Source organism: Streptomyces sp. NPDC006602 (assembly GCF_042870385.1).
Lineage (GTDB): Bacteria > Actinomycetota > Actinomycetes > Streptomycetales > Streptomycetaceae > Streptomyces.
The window spans coordinates 115591-139901 of sequence record NZ_JBIAHG010000016.1; the positions used below are offsets into that span (position 1 = coordinate 115591).

20 protein-coding genes and 1 pseudogene are annotated in these 24311 nt (G+C 70.7%); 9 read left to right on the forward strand and 12 right to left on the reverse strand.

Annotation, left to right across the window (positions count from 1 at the left end):
- The first annotated feature begins 256 nt into the window (after positions 1-256).
- The 3 genes from ACFYO2_RS32030 to ACFYO2_RS32040 all read left to right on the forward strand — a co-directional run bounded on the left by ACFYO2_RS32030 (position 257) and on the right by ACFYO2_RS32040 (position 3171).
- Positions 257-1774 carry an alpha-N-arabinofuranosidase gene (locus ACFYO2_RS32030; protein WP_388355941.1) on the forward strand — a complete coding sequence of 506 codons (1518 nt, stop codon included), beginning with the start codon at positions 257-259 and terminating at the stop codon, positions 1772-1774.
- 183 nt (positions 1775-1957) lie between these two features.
- Complete coding sequence (locus ACFYO2_RS32035; RefSeq protein WP_388355942.1) at positions 1958-2065, forward strand: hypothetical protein; 108 nt, start codon at positions 1958-1960, stop codon at positions 2063-2065.
- A gap of 98 nt (positions 2066-2163) precedes the next feature.
- Positions 2164-3171: a LacI family DNA-binding transcriptional regulator gene (locus ACFYO2_RS32040; protein ID WP_388355943.1), complete on the forward strand. Its 1008-nt coding sequence runs from the start codon at positions 2164-2166 to the stop codon at positions 3169-3171.
- 367 nt (positions 3172-3538) lie between these two features.
- On the opposite strand, the gene ACFYO2_RS32045 is transcribed toward ACFYO2_RS32040, so the two are convergent.
- The 3 genes from ACFYO2_RS32045 to ACFYO2_RS32055 all read right to left on the reverse strand — a co-directional run bounded on the left by ACFYO2_RS32045 (position 3539) and on the right by ACFYO2_RS32055 (position 7209).
- Entirely contained in the window at positions 3539-4732 is a 1194-nt protein-coding gene (locus tag ACFYO2_RS32045; protein WP_388355945.1) for a glutamate--cysteine ligase, read from the reverse strand.
- 419 nt (positions 4733-5151) lie between these two features.
- The gene (locus ACFYO2_RS32050; protein WP_388355947.1) at positions 5152-6123 is read right to left on the reverse strand and encodes a hypothetical protein; all 972 of its coding nucleotides are present in this window, start codon (positions 6121-6123) and stop codon (positions 5152-5154) included.
- 390 nt (positions 6124-6513) lie between these two features.
- Positions 6514-7209, reverse strand: a complete 696-nt coding sequence (locus ACFYO2_RS32055; protein WP_388355949.1) for a TetR/AcrR family transcriptional regulator — start codon at positions 7207-7209, stop codon at positions 6514-6516.
- A gap of 222 nt (positions 7210-7431) precedes the next feature.
- Here ACFYO2_RS32055 and ACFYO2_RS32060 point away from each other — a divergent pair, with 222 nt between their 5' ends.
- On the forward strand, positions 7432-7596 hold the full coding sequence (locus tag ACFYO2_RS32060; protein ID WP_388355951.1) for a hypothetical protein: 165 nt from the start codon (positions 7432-7434) through the stop codon (positions 7594-7596).
- 198 nt (positions 7597-7794) lie between these two features.
- Positions 7795-8008 (forward strand): annotated as a pseudogene (locus ACFYO2_RS32065) (pyridoxamine 5'-phosphate oxidase family protein); the annotation flags it as partial.
- Between the two features lie 41 nt (positions 8009-8049).
- Here the strand turns inward: ACFYO2_RS32065 and ACFYO2_RS32070 are convergent.
- The 9 genes from ACFYO2_RS32070 to ACFYO2_RS32110 all read right to left on the reverse strand — a co-directional run bounded on the left by ACFYO2_RS32070 (position 8050) and on the right by ACFYO2_RS32110 (position 18842).
- Positions 8050-8964 carry a hypothetical protein gene (locus tag ACFYO2_RS32070; RefSeq protein ID WP_388355953.1) on the reverse strand — a complete coding sequence of 305 codons (915 nt, stop codon included), beginning with the start codon at positions 8962-8964 and terminating at the stop codon, positions 8050-8052.
- Positions 8961-11066: a PEP/pyruvate-binding domain-containing protein gene (locus ACFYO2_RS32075; RefSeq protein ID WP_388355954.1), complete on the reverse strand. Its 2106-nt coding sequence runs from the start codon at positions 11064-11066 to the stop codon at positions 8961-8963. Before ACFYO2_RS32075 ends, ACFYO2_RS32070 begins: the two co-directional genes overlap by 4 nt.
- A gap of 3 nt (positions 11067-11069) precedes the next feature.
- Positions 11070-11765 carry a DedA family protein gene (locus tag ACFYO2_RS32080; RefSeq protein WP_388355956.1) on the reverse strand — a complete coding sequence of 232 codons (696 nt, stop codon included), beginning with the start codon at positions 11763-11765 and terminating at the stop codon, positions 11070-11072.
- A gap of 5 nt (positions 11766-11770) precedes the next feature.
- Positions 11771-12520 (reverse strand): hypothetical protein, encoded by a 750-nt coding sequence (locus ACFYO2_RS32085; protein WP_388355958.1) that lies wholly within the window; start codon positions 12518-12520, stop codon positions 11771-11773.
- A gap of 438 nt (positions 12521-12958) precedes the next feature.
- Positions 12959-13954, reverse strand: a complete 996-nt coding sequence (gene hpaD / locus ACFYO2_RS32090; RefSeq protein WP_388355960.1) for a 3,4-dihydroxyphenylacetate 2,3-dioxygenase — start codon at positions 13952-13954, stop codon at positions 12959-12961.
- Positions 13951-15432, reverse strand: coding sequence for a 5-carboxymethyl-2-hydroxymuconate semialdehyde dehydrogenase (hpaE, locus tag ACFYO2_RS32095; protein ID WP_388355962.1), 1482 nt, complete (start codon positions 15430-15432; stop codon positions 13951-13953). Before hpaE ends, hpaD begins: the two co-directional genes overlap by 4 nt.
- 2 nt (positions 15433-15434) lie before the next feature.
- A complete protein-coding gene (gene dapA / locus ACFYO2_RS32100) occupies positions 15435-16370 on the reverse strand; it encodes a 4-hydroxy-tetrahydrodipicolinate synthase (RefSeq protein ID WP_388355964.1) in 936 nt (311 codons plus the stop codon).
- Positions 16367-17827: a fumarylacetoacetate hydrolase family protein gene (locus ACFYO2_RS32105; protein WP_388355966.1), complete on the reverse strand. Its 1461-nt coding sequence runs from the start codon at positions 17825-17827 to the stop codon at positions 16367-16369. Before ACFYO2_RS32105 ends, dapA begins: the two co-directional genes overlap by 4 nt.
- A gap of 10 nt (positions 17828-17837) precedes the next feature.
- Positions 17838-18842 carry a ketopantoate reductase family protein gene (locus tag ACFYO2_RS32110; protein WP_388355967.1) on the reverse strand — a complete coding sequence of 335 codons (1005 nt, stop codon included), beginning with the start codon at positions 18840-18842 and terminating at the stop codon, positions 17838-17840.
- 113 nt (positions 18843-18955) lie between these two features.
- On the opposite strand from ACFYO2_RS32110, the gene ACFYO2_RS32115 reads away from it, so the two are divergent.
- The 4 genes from ACFYO2_RS32115 to ACFYO2_RS32130 all read left to right on the forward strand — a co-directional run bounded on the left by ACFYO2_RS32115 (position 18956) and on the right by ACFYO2_RS32130 (position 24161).
- On the forward strand, positions 18956-20551 hold the full coding sequence (locus ACFYO2_RS32115; protein ID WP_388355969.1) for a PucR family transcriptional regulator: 1596 nt from the start codon (positions 18956-18958) through the stop codon (positions 20549-20551).
- Between the two features lie 140 nt (positions 20552-20691).
- Positions 20692-21471, forward strand: coding sequence for a class II aldolase/adducin family protein (locus ACFYO2_RS32120; RefSeq protein ID WP_388355971.1), 780 nt, complete (start codon positions 20692-20694; stop codon positions 21469-21471).
- A gap of 96 nt (positions 21472-21567) precedes the next feature.
- On the forward strand, positions 21568-22902 hold the full coding sequence (locus tag ACFYO2_RS32125; RefSeq protein WP_388355973.1) for an MFS transporter: 1335 nt from the start codon (positions 21568-21570) through the stop codon (positions 22900-22902).
- Between the two features lie 176 nt (positions 22903-23078).
- Positions 23079-24161: an MBL fold metallo-hydrolase gene (locus ACFYO2_RS32130; RefSeq protein ID WP_388355974.1), complete on the forward strand. Its 1083-nt coding sequence runs from the start codon at positions 23079-23081 to the stop codon at positions 24159-24161.
- Positions 24162-24311: the final 150 nt, after the last annotated feature.

Below are 24311 nucleotides of genomic sequence, written 5' to 3' on the forward strand. Positions count from 1 at the left end.
CACGTTCCTCGGGCGGCGTGAGGGCCGGAATGCCGGTCCCGGCGAGGAATCCCCGCGACCAAATAACTTGAGCGCCCCTCTTGACACGCCCGTAACGCGATGCGAATTTTTATCGATACAAACCTAGGACGGTGACTGATCGGCAGAGCATGAGGCGCGCTGGAGGTGAAGCACTTCGCCGACTCCGGTCTCGGCCTGTGACCTTAAGTCGCACTGCACCGCCCACACACCACCACCCCACCCCTGGAGTACACCTGTGGCCACCGCCACCGCGATCATCAGCCTCGACATCGAGGGCCCGACGATCAACCGACACGTCTACGGCCACTTCGCCGAGCACCTCGGCCGCTGCATCTACGGCGGCTTCTGGGTCGGGGAGGACTCGCCGATACCCAACGAAGGAGGCATCCGGCTCGACGTCGTCCAGGCGCTGCGGGCCCTGAACATCCCCAATCTGCGCTGGCCCGGGGGCTGTTTCGCCGACGAGTACCACTGGAAGGACGGCATCGGCCCCCGCGACCAGCGTCCCCGTATGGTCAACACGCACTGGGGCAACGTCGAGGAGAACAACCACTTCGGCACCCACGAGTTCATGGCCCTGTGCGAACTGCTCGGCACGGAGCCGTACATCAGCGGCAACGTCGGCTCCGGCACCGTCCAGGAGATGAGCGAGTGGGTCGAGTACCTCACCCGCGACGGCGACAGCCCCATGGTGCGGCTGCGCAAGGCCAACGGCCGCGAGGAGCCGTGGCGGGTGAAGTACTGGGGCATCGGCAACGAGACCTGGGGCTGTGGCGGCAACATGCGCGCCGAGTACTCCGCCGACCTGGCCCGCCAGTACGCCACGTACTGCCGCGACCACGGCGACAACAAGCTCTACCGCATCGCCTCGGGCGCGTCCGGCGACGACTACCAGTGGACCCGGACGCTGATGGAGCAGATCAACTGCTTCGGCTGCGAGGCGACCCCGCGCACCTTCTTCCAGGGGATCTCCGTCCACCACTACACGATGGCCGGTCCCTGGGACACGAAGGGCAGCGCCACCGTCTTCGACACGGACGACTACTACCGGACCATGGTCGCCGCCCGGCAGATCGACCGCATCCTCGCCGGCCACTCCACCGTCATGGACATCTACGACCCCGGCCGGAAGGTCGGCCTGGTCCTGGACGAGTGGGGCACCTGGTGGGACGTCGAGCCGGGCACCAACCCCGGCTTCCTGTTCCAGCAGAACACCCTGCGCGACGCACTCGTGGCCAGCACGCACTTCGACATCTTCCACAAGCACGCCGAGCGCCTGTACATGGCGAACATCGCGCAGACCGTCAACGTCCTGCAGGCGATGGTCCTCACCGACGGCGACGCGCTGGTCCTGACTCCGACCTACCACGTGTTCGAGATGAACAAGGGCCACCAGGACGCCGCCTCGCTCGACGTGCATCTGCGCTCCGAGGGCGGCCGCCGCCAGGTGGGGGACGCCGAGTTGGAGACTCTGTCCGCCTCGGCCAGCGTCAAGGACGGGATGGTTCTCATCTCGCTGTCCAACCTCGACGCGGAGGAGGCCGCCGAGGTGACGCTCGACCTGCGCGGCCGCTCCATCGGTGAGCCGACTGCCCGCATCCTGACGGCCGACAAGCTCCAGGACCACAACAGCGCCGACACACCCGCAGCCGTCTCCCCGCGAGCCTTCGACGCCCTCAAGGTCACCGACCGGGGTCTGACTCTGACGCTGCCGCCCCACTCGTTCCTCACCGTTCAGGCCCCGCTGGCCTGATCATCGCCACCACCTACCCCGAGGACCGACCGGGGAGGAGACAGATGGGTAGGAGGGGCGATGAGTGAATCCGCGGCGCACGGAACGGACGCCAATCTGATCCTGGCGGACACCCTGGACGGCCCTGTCGAAACCGGCTGCTGATACTCCATCGGCGCCCGGCGCGACGACCGCATCCGCGAGTTGTGGAACCGTACCGACACGGTGCACGACGGCCACTGCCTGCGGGCCGACCTCCCCGCCCATGGCGCGGCCCTCTACCGCCTCACCCCGCACGACACCGCCGTCTGACCGGGGCGGAGCCTGCGCTGCGCAGCTGAGGCGGGGCCGAGGCAGGGCTGAGGTGTAATGGTGTCGGGTGTGCAGAGACCCGCAGACCGGGGGCGAACGTGACAACGATCCAGGACGTGGCGAAGGCGGCCGGAGTCTCGGCGATGACCGTCTCGAACGTCATCAATGACCATCCCAACGTGCGCGAGGCGACGCGGGAGAAGGTCCTCGACGCCATGGCCCGACTCGACTACCGGGTCAACGTGGCGGCCCGCAATCTGCGCAAGGGGCGGACCGGCACCATCGGTCTCGCCGTCCCCGCGGTGGACAGCCCCTACTACGGCCGGCTGGCCGTCGCCATCATCGCCGAGGCCGAGCGGCACGACCTGCGGGTGTGCATCGAGCAGACCGGCGCCTCCCGGGAGAACGAGCTGGACGCGCTGTCCCTGTCGCGCAACCGTCTCTACGACGGGCTCATCCTCAGCACCGTCGGTATGGGGCCGGCCGACGTCGAGCGGCTCAAGGTGGACTACCCCGTGGTCATCCTGGGTGAGCGGATCTTCGGCGGCCCTGTGGACCACGTGGCGATGCCCAATGTGGAGGGGGCACAGGCGGCCACCCGCCACCTGGTCGAGCGGGGCTGCCGACGTATCGCGATCGTCTGCGGGCCGGTGGTGGAAGAGGTCAACGTGTCCAGCCTCCGCCTCGCGGGCTACCGCCAGGCCCTTCGCAGCGGCGGCCTGCCCGCTGATCCCGACCTCGTGCAGCCCATGGCGGCGCTCACCATGGCCGAGGGCGTGCGCCGCGCCCGCGAGATGGTGGCGCGCGGGCTCGACTTCGACGGCGTGTTCAGCGTGACCGACACCGTGGCCATGGGCGTTCTGCGCGGCCTGGCCGACGCCGGGGTGCCGGTGCCGGAGCAGGTCAAGGTGATCGGTTTCGACAACGTCGCGCAGAGCGAGTTCCTCATCCCCTCGCTGTCCACGGTGGATCCGGACCACGACATGATGGCGCGGCGCGCGGTCGACCTCCTGGCCGGACGGATCGAGAACACGGAGCCAGTCGCGGACCGCGAAGAGTTCATCAGCCGGTTCTCCCTGGTGGTCCGGGGGTCGACAGGCGGCTGAACCGGACTGTCCCGTCGGTGATGCAGTCCATGTCGCCGGAATACTGTTCACGGGCTGCTGCGCGAGATGATCCTCAGCGGTGAGCTGTCCTCCGGGGTCGGTGCTGCTCCCGGCCGAGATGGCCCGGAAGCCGGGTGTCAGCCGTACGCGGGAAGAGCGGCCCGGGCCTTGGCCGAGGACCAACCGTGCCGGGCCAGGGCCGCCTCGATGCCCTGAGGCCACGTCCGCGGACCTGGTGTACGGCGGCGGGTTGCTGAGGGGCGGGGCACGGGCGTACGCCGCGCGCCGCTGTCGGCGCCGGAGACCGCGGCGGCCGGCCCCCAGGGCGCGCCGCACGGCCGCCGCGTCGGCGCGCGGGACGGGCCCCTCAGCGGCTGATGACCTCCGGCGCCCCCGGGCCGACAGACGGACCCGCCATGCCCGCGCCCGAGGACGGGACGTTCTTACGGCCGACGGATGCCGATCTGCGTCCCGTGCGCTCGCCGCGGGTCTCGGCGATCAGCATGTCCACGCAGGCCAGCAGATCCTCTTCCTGTGCCGTCCGGCGCATACGGCGAGCGGCACTGCCGTCCGCGAGGGCCGCCTCTGTCAGCGCACTGACGGTCTGCCAGTCCCCGTGGGCCTCGAGCGCGGGGCGCAGCCGCGTCAGCAGCTTCCGTACGACCTGCGGCGCAGGTGCTTCCTGGTGGGTCTCGGGGTCCACCAGGGTGCCCTCGAGGCCGGACCGGGCGGCCCGCCAGGCGGCGCCGCGCAGCCATTCGTGCCGGCCGTCGCACGTCCGTGCACCGCCCGCCCGAAGCCGCCCGCGGGCCTCGGTCACCAGAGCGCGGAACAGTCCGGCGATGAGCACGAGGGTCTCCGCGCGCGGGCAGGCGTCACAGATACGGAGTTCCAGCGTCGGCAGATGCGCGGACGGGCGTACGTCGTAGTAGATCATCCCCGCGTCGCTGATGATCCCGGCCCGGACGAGATCGCGCACCACGGCGTCGTACTCGGCCGCGCTCGCGAAACAGCCGGCCGGGCCCGCCGTGGGCCAGCGCTGCCACAGCAGTGTGCGCCAGCTGGCGTAACCGGTGTCGGACCCCTGCCAGAACGGCGAGCTGGCGGACATCGCCAGGAGCACGGGCAGCCAGGGGGAGACCGCGCACATCACCCGTACCGCCATGTCCCGGTCGGGGACGTCGACGTGGACCTGGGAGCTGCAGATGAGCTGCTCGTCGGCGACCTTGCCGTACTCCTCGATCATGTGGCGGTAGCGCGCGCCGGCAGTGGGGTGGGCGGAGACGCCGGGTGCCAGGGGCGCGGTACCCGCGGCCACCACCGCGAGCCCCAGCGAGGACGCGGCCGCATCGAGCCGCCTCCTCGTCCTGGCGAGGTCGGCGTACAGATCGTGTAGGGACGTGTGTACCTCGCTGTTCGACTCCACGGTGGTCTGGTGCAGCTCAGTCGTGAAGGTCCGCCTGGGAAGCCGTCGCAGGACGGGGTCGGCGCGCGGCACGAGCAGCCCGCTCTCCACCTCCAGAATGTGGAACTCTTCCTCCACACCGATGCGAATGCTCACGGTCACTCCTCGATGTGCCTGAACGCCTTCCCGTCCCCGGGGACGGTCCCTGACCGGGGGATGCGGCGGCGGGTGGTGACCTCCAAGTGCCCAGGACGGTGATGTGTAAGCACAGCGATGCGCGTCTGTCGCAGGCGCATCTCAGATGAGCGGCATCTGTTCGTACGGGGCGGCCGTCGAGCGCCTGGCGGTCGTCGCCGTCGGCCGCGTGGAACGACTCGCGGCGGAGGCCGCCGCGCGAGTGCCCCCTGCAGAGTGATCGGACGGGGGGATCTCCGCTGTCCTCAGGCTCAGGACGGAGCGCGGTCACGGCCTTCGGAGGTACCGAAGGCTGCCACCCCCACGCAGGGAGATGGCCGCCTGACTGGGACCGGGCGGGGCCGATAGGCGGCCGGTCGCCCGTAGCCGACGGCGGGGCGTCACTCGTGCTCGTGCTCCGCCGAGCCGCTGTCCTCGGCGTGCTCGTCCTCCTCGGCGGCGGTGCCGCCGCCGAGGCCCGCCTGCACCGTGAAGTTCGCGGTCCGCACCTTGCCCTCGTGCTTGAAGTCGAGGAAGAGGCGGTAGCCGTGGGCGCTGGGCGCGGTGGCAGTGAAGGAGACGGTCGGCCCGGGCTTCGTCTTGGCGTCGCCGGCTTCGCTGTTGGGGTGGACGTGAAGGTAGGCCAGGTCTCCGGTGCGCAGCGCGACGAGGTGCCCGTATGCGCCGAGGTAGGGCTGCAGATCGGTCACCGGCTTGCCGTCCTTGCGCACCTCGAAGGTCAACTCCCGCGGGGAGCCGGCGTCGAGGTCCCCGCGCAGGGTGACCGTGTAGCCGTCGACCTCGCTGGTGCTCACCTGCTTGGGCAGCTCCTGTGGCTGGTAGCTCCCCGCGACCGCCAAGTCTGTGCCCAGGGTGAGGCTTTCGACGCTCCCGCCCGCCTCGGCGGCCGGGGCGAAGTCCGCGAAGAGGCGGTAGTCGCCGGCCGTCGGCAGGTCCACGGGCATGCGCCACGTGCCGTCGGCGGAGCGGGTGGGGTGCAGGTGGCGGTAGACGGTCAGGTCGCGGGAGGCCAGGATCAGGTGGAGCTCCTTCTCCTGCTCCACCTCGTAGTCGGTGACCGGTCGCCCCTTCGCGTCCAGGATGGCGAACCGTATGTCGGTGGTGCGCCCGCGCTCGATCCGCGGGGTCTTCAGGTCGATCGAGTAGCCGTGGGCCGAAACCTGCAGCCCCTCGGGTACTTCTGCGGCACCGTCCGCGCCGGCGGCCTCCGCCGCCTCGACCTCACGGGCGGTTTGCGTACCCGGTTTGGTGCCCGCGTCGTCGGATCCGGCAAGGCTGCCCACCCCGTACGCCGCGCCGAACACGACGGCGAGTGCCGCGGCGAAGCCAGTGATCTTCGGCCAGGTCTTCATAAGAGTCTCCCGGGAAGGGCCGACAGCAGGAAGGTCATACGGAAGAACATATACCCCCACCGGGTATGTCGCAACGATCCAAACATACGCCCTGGGGGTATACGCGCATCCGCAGACAGCGCCGCAAGAACCCGGCAGGCCGGGTCGGTGGAGTGTCTGCGTCGGCGGGGCGGGGACGAGCGCCGCTCATGAGACCTGACCTCGTATCGAGCAGGATCTGGCGGGGACCGCTTCGACGTCACCGAGCGCAGTGGCTACGGGATCGTCGCGGTGGCGCTGTCGGCGTTCAAACGCATCGCCGAGCCGGAAGAGGTCGCCGACGCGATCGTCTTCTCTCCATCGACATGTTGCCGTCCCGCCCCCCTCGGCACGGAGATCCGGCCCTCAAGGTCAGTTGCTCTTGCCCGCAGGCGGTGTGGTGGTGCCCTGGCCCGCACGCAGCATGGCCTTGTAAAGGGGTTCGTGCCCGGGTGAGGCGGGCAGGGGGCCGCGGGCCGGGGCCTCAAGGGATTGGATGATCATGGCGACGACGCGCCGCCAGGCGTCGGGGGCGGCGTCGCCGGTGGCATTGACGACGCCGGCGTTGGCCATGTGGATCAGTACCAGGTCCGAGGGGTCGAAGTCCTCACGCAGGCGGCCGGTGGCCTTGGCGCGCTCGATGAGGCGCAGCATGGCCTGGTACGCCTCGTTGCGGCGTTGCTCCAGGACCTTGGCGGTGGGGAAGGTCATGGTCAGGACGTCGGCGAAGCCGCTGTCGGCGGCCTGCATCGCGCAGGCGGCCTCGACGTAGCCGACGAAGCCGTTCCAGGGGTCGGGGTCGTCCAGGGCGACGGCGACCGCGTCGGCGTAGGCGCCCATGCGGTCGGAGAAGACGGCGTCGACCAGTTCCTCCTTGGCGGGGAAGCGGCGGAACATGGTGGCGATCCCCACGCCCGCCTCGCGGGCCACGGACGCCATGGAGGCGCTCAGGCCGTCGCGCGCGAACACCGTCCGCGCGGCGGCGATGATCCGCTCCCGGTTGCGCTCGGCATCACTGCGCAGAGGCTGTGCGGCGGGACCGTCAGAGTGCTGGGCGCCAGGATTCATACCGGTCAGCCTAGCAATCGGATTGACCTATCCATTTTCGGCGCCACGCTGTCCGAAGCGAACCGGGAGAGCACTATCCGACTCCAGAATCGGATAGGCGACTCCAGTCTTTGTGCGGCGGCATCGGCGAGCACCACGGCCCGGACTCGGCCGTCGCCGACCCCGCCATTTCCACCGGCCGCGATTGCCCAGGCCACCAGCCGCATCCACCTGGTCGGCGCCGTGTCCGTGATCCTCACCGAGCACGAACTGTCCGGCCTCGACCGGTCCCTCGGCCAGGTCGACTTCGGAGGCATGCCCGCCCGCATGGTCCACGAGTCCATTGACCCCCTCGCCACCGAGATCGCTCCCGCCATTCGCGAGGAACTCGGCTTGTCGGCAGCGTGAAGGCCGGCGTCACCGGCTCCATGCCCGCCCTCGGCCGATCCCCCCGCCAGGTCGCGCAGGGAACCGGTCTCCCGGGACCGGACCACGCATAGGAAGCGTGTCGCCGCCCCGGGGTCGAGTACGCCGGGGACCAGTACGCCAAGACCGTTCGGGGCGTGCGGCTGAACGGGCTCACCCCTGCTCAGTCTTCAGGCACGGTACGGGGAACTGTGCGGAGTCGAACTGTCAGGCACTGCGGAGTTCGTGGGCGAGATCCCCCGCACCGGGGGACCCTGCATCGAACTCGACACCCTCGAAACCGCTGTTCGCCCGTAGAAACTTCGGTCTCGAGGCAATGCCGCACGATGGCCGGCATGCGTGGATCCGTCTGACACCGTCGAAGACGGTCTCCTGGGACTTCCGCAAGCTGTAACCACCACGGGGCACCTCGACCGTCTTCTCGCCAGAGAGCGGTCAGCCCCGGCGCTCCGCCTGCCCCTCCCCCAGCACGACGGCGCTGGTGCGGTTGGTGTTGGCGTCCTCGATGCACCCGCGCAGCCGCATCACGTCGTGCGAGGGCAGTGCGGGTCGAACGACGCCCGTATACACGCCGGCGTCCATCCGGTTCAGCGTGGCGTCGCCGTTCTCCGAAGCGGTGGAGCGGCGGCAGGTCTCCCACAGGTCCTGGGCGGCGAGCTGGACTGCCTGCGGGCTCTGGTCCCCGCGGGTTTCCACGCGAAAGACCATGGTCGTGCTCGCGGCGTCCGGCGCCTTTTCGGCCCGTGTCTGCGTCGCGTCCGCCAATGCGGACCACAACAGGGGCACCAGCACCAGGCCGGCCACGGCCGCCACCACAGCGATCGCCCTTCGGCCGGTGCGGGCGGGCGGTACGGCCGGCTGGTCCTCCAGGGCGGCCGTCCCGGCGGCCGGCGGGGCGGTCAGGGCCGCCAGCCGTCCGGCCAGGCGGCGCTCCGCGCCCGGCCGTGCCGTGGCTCCGGCGACCTTCTGCAGGACCATGGCGACCCCCGAGAGCGCGGCACCGGCCACCATCAGCACGGGTACGAAGACGAACGTGCGGCTTCCGTTCACATCCGTCAGGTCGCCCGAGCGCAGCCAGTTGAAGCGGTTCGGGACGGGGTCACGGGTCTGTTCGAGGCGCTTGCGCACCTCCTCGACGCGGGCGTCCGACTGTTCCAGCCGGTCCTCCAGCCGGCTCAGGCGGGTGAGCAGCAGGACGGTGGCGAGGAAGACCTCGACGACGATGAGCAGGGCCGCGGAGATCAGAGCCCGCTGCCATTCCCAGCGGGTCAGGTAGAGCACGGTGTAGTAGCCGGCGTAGGCGGCGGACAGGCCGCCGAAGGTGTAGCCGACCAGTCTGATGGCCTTCATGCCGCCGACTCCTCTCGTGTCGTGGCGGCTTCGGTTGCCGCATCGGTGCTGTCGTCCGCGGTGACCGCGCCGGTCCCGCCGTCGACGGTGAGTGCTGTGCCGGCCGGGAAGCGGTCCACCGCTCCGGGTACGCCGACCGCCGTGGGGACGCGGTACTCGCGGGCGAGCACGGCGAGGTGGGACAGGGCGCTGCCGGTCTCCGCGACGAGACCGGCCAGACCGGGCAACAGCGGGGCCAGGGCCGGGTCCAGGGAGCGGACGACGAGGACGGGATGGTCGGGGCGTGCGCCATGGCCGTCCCAGGCCATGCCGGTGCCGAATCCGCCACCGGCTCCCTGCCCCTCGCCGGACGTACGGTGTCCGGGCGGGAGTTGGGCCACCGGGTGGCCGTCGGCCAGACGGAACGCGGCGGGCAGCGGTCCGGTGTCCTCGCGGGGCTGTCGTTCGGCGAGGTCGGCCGGCAGTCCGCCGCCGTCCGCGGCCTTGACCAGTTCGTCCCAGCGCAGCAACGACAGTCGGGTCAGTCCTAGGTGGCATTCACCAGGGCCCAGTCGGCGCGTCATCTCCCGCACCATCTGCGCCTGCATCTCCTGCACCCAGCGGATACGCAGCCGCAGTCCTTCGCGCACCGGCAGTGCTCCGACACCGCGTGGCGCCGTCGTCCAGCCGGTCTGTCCCGGCAGTTGTGCCCGGTCGCCGAGCGTGGGCGGCAGCAGGGCCAGCAGCACGGGGTGGCGTTCGACGAGCTGTTCGTCGGTCAGACCACGGGAGCGGCCCTCGGCCAGCTCCGCCAGCGCCTCCCCCGCGGAGGTGGCGCCGGTCCCGGCGCCGAGCAGGGCGCCCGCGAGGGATTCCTGGGCGTGCAGGGAGGACAGCACTTGCCGGCCCCAGGCGACGGCGTCGAGGAGTTGGCCGCTGAGCATCTCGCCGGGTGGCGGGAAGTCGGCCAGCGCACGGTCCACGTCGGCCATCAGGTCGAGGGCCAGCATCGGCAGCGCCGAGCGCAGTCGGCCCACGCGCCAGGCCGCTCCCGCTTTGCGGGCATTCGGCGCGGGGTTGATGAAGTCCAGGACGGGATGGGCGGATGGTACGGCGCCCAGCAGCTTCAGATCGGCGGCGGCCCGTCCCTCCACGGTGGTCACCAGGTGGACTCTGCGCAGTCGGCGCCGCGGTGCCGCCCCGGCGATGTCGAGGGCCAGGGTGAGGCCGTGGGACATCGGGGTGACCCACAGGTCCTCCTCCAGTGGCTGAAGTACACCGGGCAGGGTCTCGGCGACCGGACCGGGCCCCAGCAGGCGGGCGCCCCGCGGCGGCCGAGCGGCCATCGCCGTGATGGGACGCGCCTGGAACAGCCACAGCCGTTCTTCGGCGTCGAAGCCGAATTCCATGTCCTGCGGCCCGCCGAACACCCGCTCGGTCTGTTTGGCCAGGCCCACCAGGCGGGTCCGCTGCCGGTGCGACAGCAGCCGCTGCCCGCGGGGCTCGGCCGGCTCCGTCCGGACCAGCCGGGCCATACGGGTCAGTTGGTAACGCACGCCTTGCGTACTGCCGTCGACCAGCTGGTCCGGTCCGCCACGTACCGCGCTGACCAGGATCCGGTCGGTGCGGCCGTCCACCGGGTCGGCGCCGAACATCACGCCGCCGACGGCCGACGTGAGCATCGGCTGCACCAGTACCGCCATCCCGTCGTCCTCCGGGGTGTCCTGCGGTGGTCGCAGGGGCCGTACCCGCCGCGCGGAGTCGAGCACCGTCTGCACCGCGATGGTGAAGTCCTCCCACCCCCGCACGTCCAGTACCGACTCGAAACGCCCCGCCATGGAGGATTCCTCGGTGTCCTCGTGGGCGGAGGAGGAGCGCACGACCAGCGCTCTCTCCTGCCCCTCCGGCCCGGCCAGGGAGCGCCACGCGGAACGCACCGCGTCTTCCCCGGATCCTGCCCCCGGCGCCCGCTTCACGGGCACCAGCACGAAGCCTGGCAACGCGGGCAGACCCGCCACCGCCGCCCGAGCGAGATTGGCGGCCTTCGCTCCGGCGACGGTCGCGTCCTCGGCCCGTTCCGAGTCCAGCGGCACCACCGCCAGTTCAGCACCTTCGAATCCCATGGGTCATCCTTCCTGTGAATACGTGAACGTGTGCTTCTGGTCGCGTGCGGAGCTCCGCGCCGGTCCGCCTGAGGCCACGACCGTCGACCTGGCGCGCATGGCGCCGCGACGGCGCCTGCGCAGCCGTGCCACGGCGAGGACCACGACACCCGAGGCGACGAGCCCGGCCATGGCGATCAGGCCGACCGAGTGCAGCAACTCGGTGACAGCCGCGCCGGCGAAGTAGCCGAGGAGCACATTGCCGATGCCCCAGACCAGCGACGCGAGCGTGCTGAAGAAGAGGAACCGGCGGTACGGCAGGCCGGACGCCCCTGCGGCGAAGGGCAGGAAGGCGCGGACGAAGCCGATGAACCGGCCCGTGAACACGGCCGTGCCGCCGTGCCGCAGCAGGAAGTCCTGCGCCCGTTCCATCCCGTTGCCGGGCCGGATACGGCGGGTGAGTCGCGTGTGCGGGCGTCGCTTGCACCGGTGGCCCAGCGCATAGCCCAGGTTGTCGCCGGTCATACCGCCGGCCACGACGAGGACCGCGAGCAGCAGCACGTTCAGGTCGCCCTGCCCCGCGATCGCGGCGGCGAGGAGGATGGCCGTTTCGCCCGGCACCAGCAGGCCGAGGAAGGCGCTGGTCTCCGCGGCCGTCATGGCGAACACGACGACGTACGACCACCATCCGGCGGCCTCGATCAGAGCATCGATGTTCACAGCCGTCAGCCCGCCCGCCGCGGCGGCGCGGATTCCGCGGCGGACCGCGACGGCTCGGCACGGGACGAGGCCGGAGCCATGTGCCCCTTCCTGCCGCGCCGCGCGCCCAGCCAGTCGAGGAACGGCCCGACGGCGTACCAGGCCAGGAGCGGGGCGCCCACGGCGAGCAGCGCGCCGAGCAGGTGACGGTCCGTGGCCAGTACCGCCACCGCGGTCGTGGTGAGGGCGATGAGCAGGACAACGGCCCGGACTCCTGCCCTCGTGCCCGCGGCGACCACCGCCAGCGCGATCAGCACATACGAGCTTGTGCCCGCACCGGGCAGTGCCAGGTAGTCATGGACGAGGGACGTCTCGCGGTCCGGCCAGCTGTGCGAGGCGGCGAAGACGGTCAGTCCGCCCATGGCGGTCAGCAGCACCGCAAAAGCCAGGCGCGCGTAGACGACCGGATCCCGGCGGGCCAGCCAGAGCAGCGTCAGCGCCAGCAGGGGCCACTGGGCCACAGTGTGGATCCAGGAAAGGACATGCCCCGCGTCGTGTCCGAACGCCACGGCGCTGTCCGCGAGGGCGGCCACCCGGGGGCGCAGCTGCTCCGCGCCGGACGACACGAAACCGACGGCGGGGAAGGGCTCCTTGCCCGCGAAGGCCACGAGGAGAACGACGTACACGAGCGCGGCCACCGCCACGCCCACCGCTCCGTGGCGCAGGTTCCGCGGCACTCGCACTCGTCGCGAAGCACAGGCGGTCACCGAACTCACCTGATGGCTCCTCGCACGAGAGCCCCGCCACGTCCGCCTGGCTCACCGGGGGGCGGGGCGGGGGCCAGGCCGAATATCTCGGCCGCCCGCCACAGGGGGATGACGGCGGTGACCTGCTGGTTCGCCACGGACGGCGTCGTGGTCCCGCCGTCTTGCACGGTGCCGATCGGGTCCACGGCAGCCTCCTAGTGGTTGATACATCAACAGCCATCTTTCGCCAAGCATGGTTGATATGTCAACGGAAGGCCGCCCATAGTGGCATCCATCACGCGAGTTCATGACTCCGTCCGAGCCGCACGCAGCGCAAGGCCGTTAAGTTGCCGACACTACAGAGAACGCATGATGCGTCAACTACCCTGCAGTGGGTGCTGCAGCCCCGCCAAGGACCGGCGCCCCGGTGCCGGGGCTTGGGTGTCTGCCCCTCGCGCCCTCTTTGCCTCAGCCGAGGCCGTCGGCTCCCACGGTCACGGCGGATTCGTCGAGGAGGGCGTCGGTGACGGGCTGCGGACGGCCGTGGAGGTCGAGGACCGGGGTGGCCTCCTTGTACCAGGATTCGATGACGGCGTTGCCCCAGAAGTCGCGGCGGCGGTCGTCGTTGACGTTCCACCGGTACGTCTCGTGATCGGGGTCGCCGGTGTAGTAGTCGGAGGTGTAGATCTCGACCCGGTGGCCGTCGGGGTCGCGCAGGTAGAGATAGAAGGCGTTGGAGACGCCGTGCCGTCCCGGGCCGCGCTCGATGTGGTGTTCCTTGCGGATCGATCCGAACAGGTCGGCGCAGCGCAGGACTTGGTGGGATTCGTGGGTGGCGACGCCGAGGTGGTGCAGGCGGGGGCCGGCGCCGCCGGTGAAGGCGACGTCGTGGACGGTCTGCTTGCGGTACATCCAGGCCGCGTACAGCTCGTGCTCGTCGCCCTCGATGGTCTCCGAGCAGCCGAAGCCGAGGGACTGGTAGTGGGCGTAGGCGGCGGGGATGTCGGGGGTGCAGATGTTGAAGTGGTCCAGGCGGGCGACCTCTGCGCCGCGTCGGAGGTCGTAGCGCTGGATGAGGCGTTCGGCGCGGTCGATCTCGTGGAAGAACTCGACGGGGAAACCGAGCGGGTCGATGACGCGGACCGCGTCGCCGATGCCCGGGGTGCCCTCGCCCTTGCCTATGCGCCGGACCGGGCGGCCGAGCTCGGTGAAGAACTTCTCCGCCTTGTCGACGTCCTCGGGGGTGCGTACGCGGTAGGCGATGTGGTCCAAGGCGGCGACATCGCCCTGGCGCAGGACCAGGGAGTGATGGGTGAGCTCGTCGGTGCCGCGCAGGCAGAGGGTGTCGGTGTCCTCGTACTGGACGTGGAATCCCAGCATCTCCACCCAGAACCAGCGGGCCGCGGCGAGATCGGTGACGGCGAGCTGGGCGTAGGCGGAACGGACGACATCCGGTGCGTTCATGAGGCGGCTCCGAAGCGGGGGGTGTGCACCTCGCCGAGGGCGACGTGGACGATCCTCGATTCGGTGTAGAAGTCGATGGAGTGAGCGCCGCCCTCGCGGCCGACGCCGGAGGACTTGACCCCGCCGAAGGGAGTGCGCAGGTCGCGGACGTTGTGCGAGTTGATCCAGAGCATCCCGGACTCGACCGCGTGCGCGATGCGGTGGCCGCGCTTCAGGTTCGAGGTCCAGATGTAGGCGGCCAGCCCGAACTGGGTGGCGTTGGCCAGCTCGACGGCTTCCGCCTCCGTGTCGAAGGGAGCGACGGCCACGACCGGGCCGAAGATCTCCTCCTGGAAGATACGGGCGTCGCGCTCGACGTCGGCGAAGACCGTGGGCTGGAGGTAGTTGCCCTCGGCCAGGTGATCCGGGCGGCTGCCACCCGCGACCAGCCGGGCCTCCTTCTTGCCGATCTCGACGTAGTTCAGGACGCGTTCGTAGTGCTCGGGGTGGACGAGTGCGCCCACTTCGGTGGCCGGGTCGGCGGGCTCACCGACGCGGACGCTCGCCGCCCGCTCGGCCAGGCGGCGGGTGAACTCCTCGTACACCGGCCGCTCCACCAGCACCCGGGAACCGGCCGTACAGCGCTCGCCGTTGAGGGAGAAGACGCCGAAGACGACCGAGTCGAGGGCGGCTTCGAGATCGGCGTCGGCAAAGACGATCGCCGGTGACTTGCCGCCCAGCTCCATCGAGGTGGTCTTGAGGTGCTGGGCGGACGAGCGGATGATGTGGCGGCCGGTGTCGGTGGAGCCGGTGAAGGAGATCAGCGGCACGTCAGGATGGTCGACCAGGGCCTGGCCGGCCTCCTCGCCGATGCCGTGGACGATGTTCACGACACCCGCCGGGACCCCGGCCTCCGCGAGGATCTCCGGCCACAGCGACGCGGACAGCGGGGTCCACTCGGCCGGCTTCAGCACCAGCGTGCAGCCCGATGCCAGGGCAGGGGCCAGCTTCCAGCTCTCCAGCATGAACGGGGTGTTCCACGGCGTGATCAGTCCGGCGACCCCGACGGGGGTGCGAACGACGTAGCTGAACTGGTCGTCGCCCTGCCGGAACGCCTCCTCACCGAGGGCGACTATCACGTCCGCGAAGTAGCGGAAGTTCTCGGCGGCGCGGCGCGCCTGTCCCTTCGCCTGGGTGATGGGCAGCCCCGTGTCGTACGTCTCGAAGGCGGCGAGCCGCTCGTGGCGGGCCTCGACGGCGTCCGCGATCCGGTTGAGCACAGTAGCCCGCTCACGGTTGGAGATCGCCGACCAGGCCGGAAATGCGGCCCGGGCGGCGGCCACCGCCTGGTCGACGTCGGCCGGGCCGCCGGCGGCGGCCTGGGCGTAGGGCGTGTTGGAGACCGGCTCGGTCACCGGAAACGTCCGCCCGTCGGCGCTGTCGACCAGTTCTCCACCGATCCAGTGCCGGATGACAGAGGGCAGGTTCTCGACGGTCATGGTCAGGCTCCGATCGGTGCGGTGAGGTCGGCGCCCTCGGCGAGCAGGCCGCGGATCTTCGTCAGGCCCGCCTCGGTGGGCGTCGTCAGCGGTGGGCGGACGTGGGGGGAAGCAATGCGGCCCTGCTGGGCGAGAACCCACTTCGCCGGCGCGGGGTTGGTCTCGACGAACAGCAGGTCCACCAGCGGGTGCAGCCGGTAGTGCAGGTCACGGGCCGCGTCCATGCTCTCGGGGTCTCCCGCCTCCCACAGCTCGTACATCCGCGCCACCGCGGTCGGCGCCAGGTTGGCGACAGCCGACACGAAGCCGGCTCCGCCGAGCGCGAGCAGCGGCAGGCACAGCAGCTCGATACCGGACCACACCAGCAGTGACCGGCCGCAGGCGTACAGCACGCGGGAGAAGTGCTCGAAGTCCTTTGTGGTCTCCTTCACTCCCACGAAGTTCTCGAAGTCGGTGAACAGCCGCCTGACCGTCTCCGGGTCGATGTCGACGGCCGTACGGGAGGGCACGTTGTACGCGACGATCGGCAGGTCGGGGAACTCCCGGGCCACCGTGGCGTACCACTGGTAGAGGGCCTCCTGCGTGGGCCGCGCGTAGTACGGGGTGATGACGAGGGCCGCGTCCGCCCCCAGCTCCTGTGCGGCCGCGGTGAGCTCGAGGGTCTCGTCGAGCTTGTGCGAGCCCGTGCCGGGCAGGAACGGTACCCGGTCGTCGATCACCCCCACCGCCGTACGCATCGCCGCGATCCGCTCGGCGACGCTCTGCGCGCTCGGCTCACCGGTCGACCCGCCCAGCGAGATACCGTGCGAACCGGACTCCAGCTGGAAGCGGATCAGCCCGGCCAGGCTGTCGTGGTCGACCGCTCCTTCGGCGGTGAAGGGGGTGACGACCGGGGCGATGGAGCCTCGGATCGTGGACGGGTCACTTCGGAACTTCACGATTGTTCTCCTTCGATGTCGTTCTTGGCGGCGTTCTTGGAGCACCAGGTGCGGTACTGCTCACGCCAGGCCGGCCCGAGCGGGTACAGGCCGTCGATGCTCGCTCCGGCCCGCACCTGCTCGGCGAGGAACCGCTCCTGTCGCTCCTGCTCTCGGCAGGCGGCGATCAGTTCGGTGGCGAGGTCGGGCGGTACGACGACCACGCCGTCGTCGTCGCCCACGATCAGATCGCCGGGCTGGACCAGGGCCCCGCCGCAGGCGACGGGTACGCCGGTGTCCCACGGGACGTGCCGGCGGCCGAGCACCGAGGGATGGGCTCCGCCGTGGAACACCGGCAGTCCGAGGTCGGCGACGGCCACGCTGTCCCGCAGCCCTCCGTCGGTCACGACCCCGGCCGCGCCGCGTTGCTGGGCACGCAGGGCGAGGATGTCGCCCAGGGTTCCGGCGGAGGTGTCCCGCCGGGCGTCCATCACCAGCACGTGTCCGAGCCGGAGCTCCTCGATCGCCCGCTTCTGGGCGTTCATTCCGGTGCCGTGCTTGTCGAACAGGTCCTCGCGCAGCGGCAGATAGCGCAGGGTGTGCGCGACGCCCACCATGCGGGTGCCGGGCGTGGCGGGATGCACCCCGTCGATCGACATGTGAGGCAGACCTCGCTGCCGCAGCTTGGCGCTGAGCGTCGCCACGGCCACGGAACGAAGACCGTCGGCGAGGTCTTCGTTCAGCAGCGGAGGGGGTTCGTACGCGATCCCGTACGCCGATTCCTCCTCCGTCCGGTCCTCCTTGGGCTGCGCGCCCCACGGCTCCAGGTCGTGGTCTGCGGTGGCGATCGGGTTGCGCAACACCCCGGTGCTCACCTTGCCGTCGCCCACCTCCACTTCGACCACGTCCCCCGGCACGACCACCGAGGCACCGGCCGGTGTGCCGGTGAGGATGACGTCCCCCGGTTCCAGGGTGACCAGCCGGGACAGGTCGGCGACCAGCTCCCCGAACGGGAACAGCAGGGTGTCCGTCGTGTCGTCCTGCACCAGCTGACCGTTGACCCAGGTACGCAACCGCAGTGCCTCGGGGTCGAGTTCGGACGCGTCCAGCAGACGCGGCCCGAGAGGGGTGTAGCCGTCCGCGCCCTTGGAGCGCAGGTTGGAGCCCCGGTCCGCGTAGCGCAGGTCATAGACGCCCGCGTCGTTGGCGGCGGTCACCCAGCGGACGTGTGACCAGCCGTCCTGCGGCCGCACCCGCTGCGCCCGTGTGCCGATGACGAGTGCGATCTCGCCTTCGAAGCCCATGAGGTGGCAGCCGCGCGGGCGGACGATCGGCTCCTGGGTGCCGGCCAGCGACGACGGCGGCTTGAGGAAGTAGGAGGGATGGGCGGAGGTCCGTCCGCGTTCAGCGGCGCGGCTGCGGAAGTTGAGGTGGACGGCGATGATCTTCGAGGGGGAATTCCCCAGGGGATGCGGCAACGGTGCTCCTTCAGGTGCCGGGTGTCTCGTCGTGGCCGCGGACGCGCTCGCGCAGGGCGAGCAGTCCGTGCACCGCGTCGAGGAAGGGGGACGGGACACCGGTACGGCGCGCGAGTTCGCGTACGGCACCGACGACGGCGTCGAGTTCGAGGGGCCGGCCACGGTCCGCGTCCTGCAGCATGGAGGTGCGGAACGCACCGAGGCTGCGGGTGACGTCGAGCCGTTCCTCGGCCGTCATGGCGCTCTTGATGCCCAGTGCCGCACCGACGGCCGCCGTCTCCTCGAACATGGCGACGCACACACGCCGTACCTCCGGGTCATCGAGGATGTCCGCGGTGGTGGCGCCGGTCAGTGCGCTGACGGGGTTGAGATTGACGTTGCCCAGGAGCTTGTCCCAGATGTCCCGGCGGATGTCCGTGCCGGGTTCCGCGTGAACGGGGCCTGCGGACAGGGCCGCGGTGCACCGCGCGACCCGGTCGGAGACACCGCCGACCGGGTCGCCGACGATCAGCCTCGTGCCACTGACGTGCGTCACGTGGCCGGGCCCGTCCAGGGCGCTGCTGAAGTGCGCGACGCCGGCCATCACACGCTCGGCGGGCAGGAGGTCCAGCAGTTCCCTCTCGGGATCGACGGACCGCAGGACGGGGTCCTCTCCGGCGTCATCGGCTGTGGACAGCAGCCACCAGGGCACTCCGTTGGCCACGACCAGCACGTCCACGCCGTGCTCGATCCAGGCCCGGATGGAACGGGCCGCTTCGAGCAGGTGCTGGCCTTTGACACAGAGGACAGCCAGATCCGGGACGGGGAGCCGCCCGGCGTCGTACGCCGTGGGAAACCGGTGCCGGTGCTCGGTTCGCGTCTCCCGGCTGCGCAGGACGAGCCCCTGCGCGGTGATCGCGTCGAGGTGCGGGCCCGGCCTGCCGAGCAAGGAGACGTCGGCGTCCGACGCGGCGAACGCCCCGGCGAGGGTCGCGCCGACGGCACCCGGCCCGACGATGGTGATCCGATGTCTCATGGCAGCGAGCATGGGCTGCGGCTCCGCCCGCGACAATGTCGCTACCTATACTCACCGGCGCTGGTCAATGTAGGTTTCGACACCCCTCACCCCCCTGAAGGGCAGGAACCCGTATGACCACCATGCCCCTCGAACAGCTCGTCGAGGCCCTGCAGGACGGCATCGTCAGCGTGCTGTCACAGGGCGCCGAGCCCGAACCGCGGATCGACGGTGTCGAGTTGCTGGACTGTCCGGAGGTCGTGCGGGCGACCGCGCCGGGCCACTTGCTGCTCGGCGTCGGCGTGGACGTCGCGGACCTGGACGCGCTGGACGCCGCCCTTCGGACGGCGGCGGACAGCTCGTGCGCGCTCGCCGTCAAGTGCACCGTTCCCGCACGACCGGACCTGGTGGCCCGGATCCGCGACAGCGGGGTCCCCGTCCTGGCCGTCAATCCGCAGATGCCGTGGACGCGCGTCCAGCGCCTGGTCACCACCATCCTGGCCGCGTCGGCGGTGGATTCCGTACCCGGTGGTGGAACCACGGGCGGTGACTTGTTCTCCCTCGCCAACGCGGTCGCCGGCATCGTCGGTGGGGCTGTCGCGATCATGGACACACAGCAGGTGGTGGTCGCCTACTCGAACCTGCCCGACCAGCCCATCGACGAGACCCGGCGGCGCGGAATCCTGGGCAGGCGGGTGCCCGAGGACGCTCTCGCCGACCACCTGGACCGGGAGGTGTGGGTGAGCGACACGGTCGTACGCCAGCACCGGGCCGGGGATCTGCCGCGCACAGCCGTGGTCATCAGAGCGGGCGAGGACGTACTCGGTTCCCTCTGGGTCGCGTTTCCCGACGAGGCCGCGGCCGCCGACTGCGGGCCCACCCTGCAGGAGGCGGCCCGGGTGGCGGCACTGCACATGCTGGCCCTGCGCCGCCAGGTCGACGCGGAGCAGGAGAGCCGCGACCGCGCCCTGCGTTCCGCACTGGAGGGCCGGTCGGGGCAGAGTGACCTGCCCGGCGGCGTCCGCCTTCCGGCCGTGCTGGTGGGGCTGAGCGAGGCCGTAGTGGAGGGCGACGGGTCGTCGGACTCCGGGGTCGCGGCTCGGCGTCGCGCTGCTCTGCTGCGGCTGGTGGATCTGGCCGTTCTCGACGGCCGCTCGCTCGGCTACGAACCCGCGGCGGCCCTGATCGGCGACCGCGTCTACGTGCTGCTGCCGACGGCCGGTTCCGGACCCGTGTCCACCGGTGTCCTGCTGGACCACATCCTGGACCGGGCCCGGCACAGCCTGCACCGGTCGTTCGTCGCCGTCAACTCACCGACCGCGGGCGCACTTTCCACTCTGCTCCGGGCCCGCCGCGACATCGACGCCGCGCTGGACCACCTCCTGGAACAGCACGCGGACCGGGGCGCGTACCGCACCGAGGACCTGCGTCCGGCGCTGGTGCTGCGGCGGCTCGTGGGCGCCGTACGCGACGATGCCGACCTGCGCACCGGAATCGCGGAACGCCTGCGAGCACACGACGCCGACCACGCCACCGAGTACTCGGCCACACTCCTCGCGTATCTGCGGCACTTCGGCGATGTCGCCGCGGCCAGCGGCGAGTTGCACATCCACCAGAACACGCTGCGGCTGCGGCTGCGGCGGGCCGAACAGCTCTTCGAGGTGTCCCTCACCGATCCGACGCGGCGCCTCCTGCTGGCGCTGGAACTCACCGCCCTGGCACGACCGTAGTGTCGGATCGCACAGCGTAGGCCCGCTTTCCATGGCGGCCACGATATTGGCCCGCCGGGCGCTCGGGCCACATGCTCCTGCACACCGAGGCACGCCTCCTCGCAGCGGCGATGCCCATGGAGCAATCAAGGAGCACGGCAGTGACCGTTCTGGACGCCCCTACGAGCACCAAGAAGCCCGCGGGCATGAGTGATGCGGAGTGGCAGGCGCGGCTCGAGCTGGCCGCGTGCTATCGGATCTTCGACCATCTGGGCTGGGTCGAGATGATCTTCAACCACATCACCGTGCGGGTGCCCGGTGAGGAAGGGCATCTTCTGATCAACCCGTTCGGCCTGACGTACGACGAGGTCACCGCCTCGAACCTGGTGAAGATCGACCTCGACGGAAACATCCTGTCGGACTCCGACTGGCCCATCAACGAGGCGGGGCTGCTGATCCACTCGGTGGTCCACGCCAACCGGCCCGACGCGCACTGCGTGATGCACACCCACACCACCGCGGGCACCGGAGTCGCCTGCCTGCGCGGCGGACTGGACCCGGACAACTTCTACGCCGCCCAACTGCACGACATGGTCGCCTACCACGACTTCGAGGGCATCACCGTCGACCCCGAGGAGCAGCCACGGCTGGTGGCCAACCTCGGCGACCGCAACCTGATGATTCTGCGCAACCACGGCCTGCTGGCCTTGGGGGCGACCGTGCCCGCCGCGTTCGCCGCCCTGTGGACCCTGCAACGGGCCTGCGAGATCCAGCTCGCCGCCCAGTCGTCCGGGCAGCCGCTCATGCCGGTGACCCTGGAGGCCGCCGTGCGCTCGACCACGGAGTCCTTCCAGATGGGCGACCGCACCCAGGCCGGCAGGACGCTGTTCGACGCGCTGCGCCGCAGGATCGACCGGAGCGCCCCCGACTACGCCATCTGACACATCCCCGTCCCCACCCCCCGCCCCCCGTCCCCACCCTCTACTGCTCCCTCCCCGCTCCGGGTCAACGATGACCCGACGACGATCGGACTTGCCATGTCCCAACCCACACCGGCACCCGGCAGTCAGCACCGCACCGTCGCGCTCGCCGCCATGGCGGGCACCACCATCGAGTGGTACGACTTCTTCATCTACGCCCTGTCCACCGGTCTGGTCTTCAGCAGGGTGTTCTTCGACGGGCTCGGCAAGGACTCGCTGATCATCTCGTTCGCGACCATCGGGATCAGCTTCTTCTTCCGGCCGGTCGGCGCCGCGCTCGCCGGACACCTCGGTGACCGGCTGGGCCGCCGCGCCATGCTCATCGCGACCCTGCTGCTCATGGGCGTCGCCACCACCCTCATCGGCTTGGTGCCGACACAGGACGCCATCGGCACCGCCGCTCCCGTCATCCTCGTCCTGCTGCGGATCCTGCAGGGCCTGTCCGCCGGCGGCGAGTGGGGCGGCGCCGCACTGATCTCCGTGGAACACGCGCCCACGGACCAGCGCGGCAAATTCGGGGCCTACCCGCAACTCGGAGCACCGCTGGGCCTGCTCCTTGCCAACGGTGTCCTCGCCTTGATCACCGCCCTCACCACGGACGACCAGTTCCTCGCCTGGGGCTGGCGCATCCCCTTCCTGCTCAGCGTCGTCCTCGTCGCCGCCGGGTTCGTCATCCGCCGCAAGGTGGAAGAGAGCCCCGTCTACCAGGAGCTGAAGGAGTCGGGGAACCACGCACGCACCCCGCTCGCCACCCTGTTCAAGAACCACTGGCCGCTCGTCCTGGCGGGCGCGCTGCTCTTCGCCGCCAACAACGCCGTCGGCTACATGACCACCGGCGGCTACGTCCAGGCCTACTCGGTGAACCACCTCAAGATGGACCCGACGACGATCCTGATCTGTGTGATGGTCGCCGCCGTGGGCTGGCTGGCCAGCACCATGGCGGGCGGCCGGCTCTCCGACCGGTTCGGCCGCCTGCGCGTCTACCGCATCGGCTTCGTCATCCAACTCGCCTGGCTGTTCCCGTTCTTCGCACTGCTCAACACGGCGAACACCGGCCTCATCGTCCTTGCGCTCGTCCTCTACAGCATCGGCCTCGGACTCACCTACGGGCCGCAGGCCGCACTGTTCTCGGAGATGTACCCCACCGCCGTCCGGTACAGCGGCGCGGCACTGTCCTACGCCATCGGAGCCGTCCTCGGCGGCGCCTTCGCCCCCATGATCGCCGAGGCTCTGCAGTCCAGCACCGGCACCGTGTACTCCGTCGGCGTCTACCTCGCGGCAGTCACCGTGGTCGGACTCGTCGTCACCTTCTTCCTGAAAGAACGCAAGGGCGTCTCCCTCAGCGACGCGGCGGCCGACCAGCAGGACGACCGGGCGGCCGTGACCGCCTGAGAAACCGCTGACCGGCCCCAAGGACCCGAACCGAACACCGACGGCCGGCCACCACAGGCAGCACACGACTACCTCACCCAACATGTCCCCCCGGCCCACAGGGCCGGGGGGGACCGCCCTCCTGTCGCACCCCCACCGATCCCCCGATCCCCGTTCCCACCAAAGGAGTCACACGCATGAACGACCCGAAGGCCGACACGACCCGCCAGGCACCCTCCGAGGACCACCGCCACGGGGCACTCACGCGCCGACGCTTCTGGCAGCTCGGCGCCGCCGCCACGGCCACCGCCGGCGCGGCGTCGCTGTTACAGGGGCGCGCCGCCGAGGCCGCGGCCGCCGGGACCGCACAGGACTACTTCGACAAGGCTGCCGAACTGGCCGGTGACGACCCGGTACTCAAGAGCATCGTGAACGCGCTCACCGCCGGCTACACCCCGCCGCGCCCACCCGCCCCCGCGCCGCTGCGGATATTCGACAACGTGGCGGTGGTGAGCGTCGGCTTCGTCTCGGCGACGGCGATCCTCACGTCGCGCGGCATCATCCTCATCGACGCCCTCAACTCACCGGACGAGGTCGAGCAGTACATCGTCCCGGGACTGACCTCCCTCGGCGCCGACCCGTCGACGATCAAGTACGTCGTTGTCACCCACGCCCACGGTGACCACTTCGGCGGCGCGCAGCACCTCGCCGGCCAGTACGGGACCCGCGTCATGATGGCCCCGGCCGACTGGGACCTGCTCGCCACCACCGCCCCGGCCAACGCGCCCACCCGCGACCTGGACATCGCCGACGGCCAGAAGCTGACCCTGGGCGACACCACGGTGACCCTGCACCACACGCCGGGCCACACGCCCGGATCGGTCTCGCCGATCTACCCCGCACGGTGGCAGGGCCGCGAACACGCCGCGATGCTGTGGGGCGGCACCAACCCGCCCGCGGCCACGGCGGACAAGGAGACCTACCTCTCCTCGATCCTCACCTTCGCCTCCCGGATGCGGCGGGCAGGGGTCGTCGCCGAAGTGAGCAACCACGCGTTCGCCGACTACGGCCTGGAGCGCATGGACCAGCTGCGCAGCGCGTCCGACGGCGCCAAGAACCCGTTCCTCGTGGGCACTTCGGGGGCCCAGCGCTTCATGAAGGTCATGGAGAACATGCTGCGCGGCCGTATCGCCGCGGACCAGGAGGCGGCCACCGGTACGACGACAGCGGCCCCGGCCACGACGACCGCCCTTACCTCCGACGCCTGCTGCGGCCACTGACGCCGACGACCAGGGAGCCTGCCCGCCGGCCGCGCCTCTCCCGCCGGGCAGGCCCACCCAGGTCGCATCCTTCTGCAGCTTCGGCCTGACATCAGCCGCTGACCTTCCGGAGTGCACCGCGCCTCCCGCCGACTGATGGAGTCGGTGGCG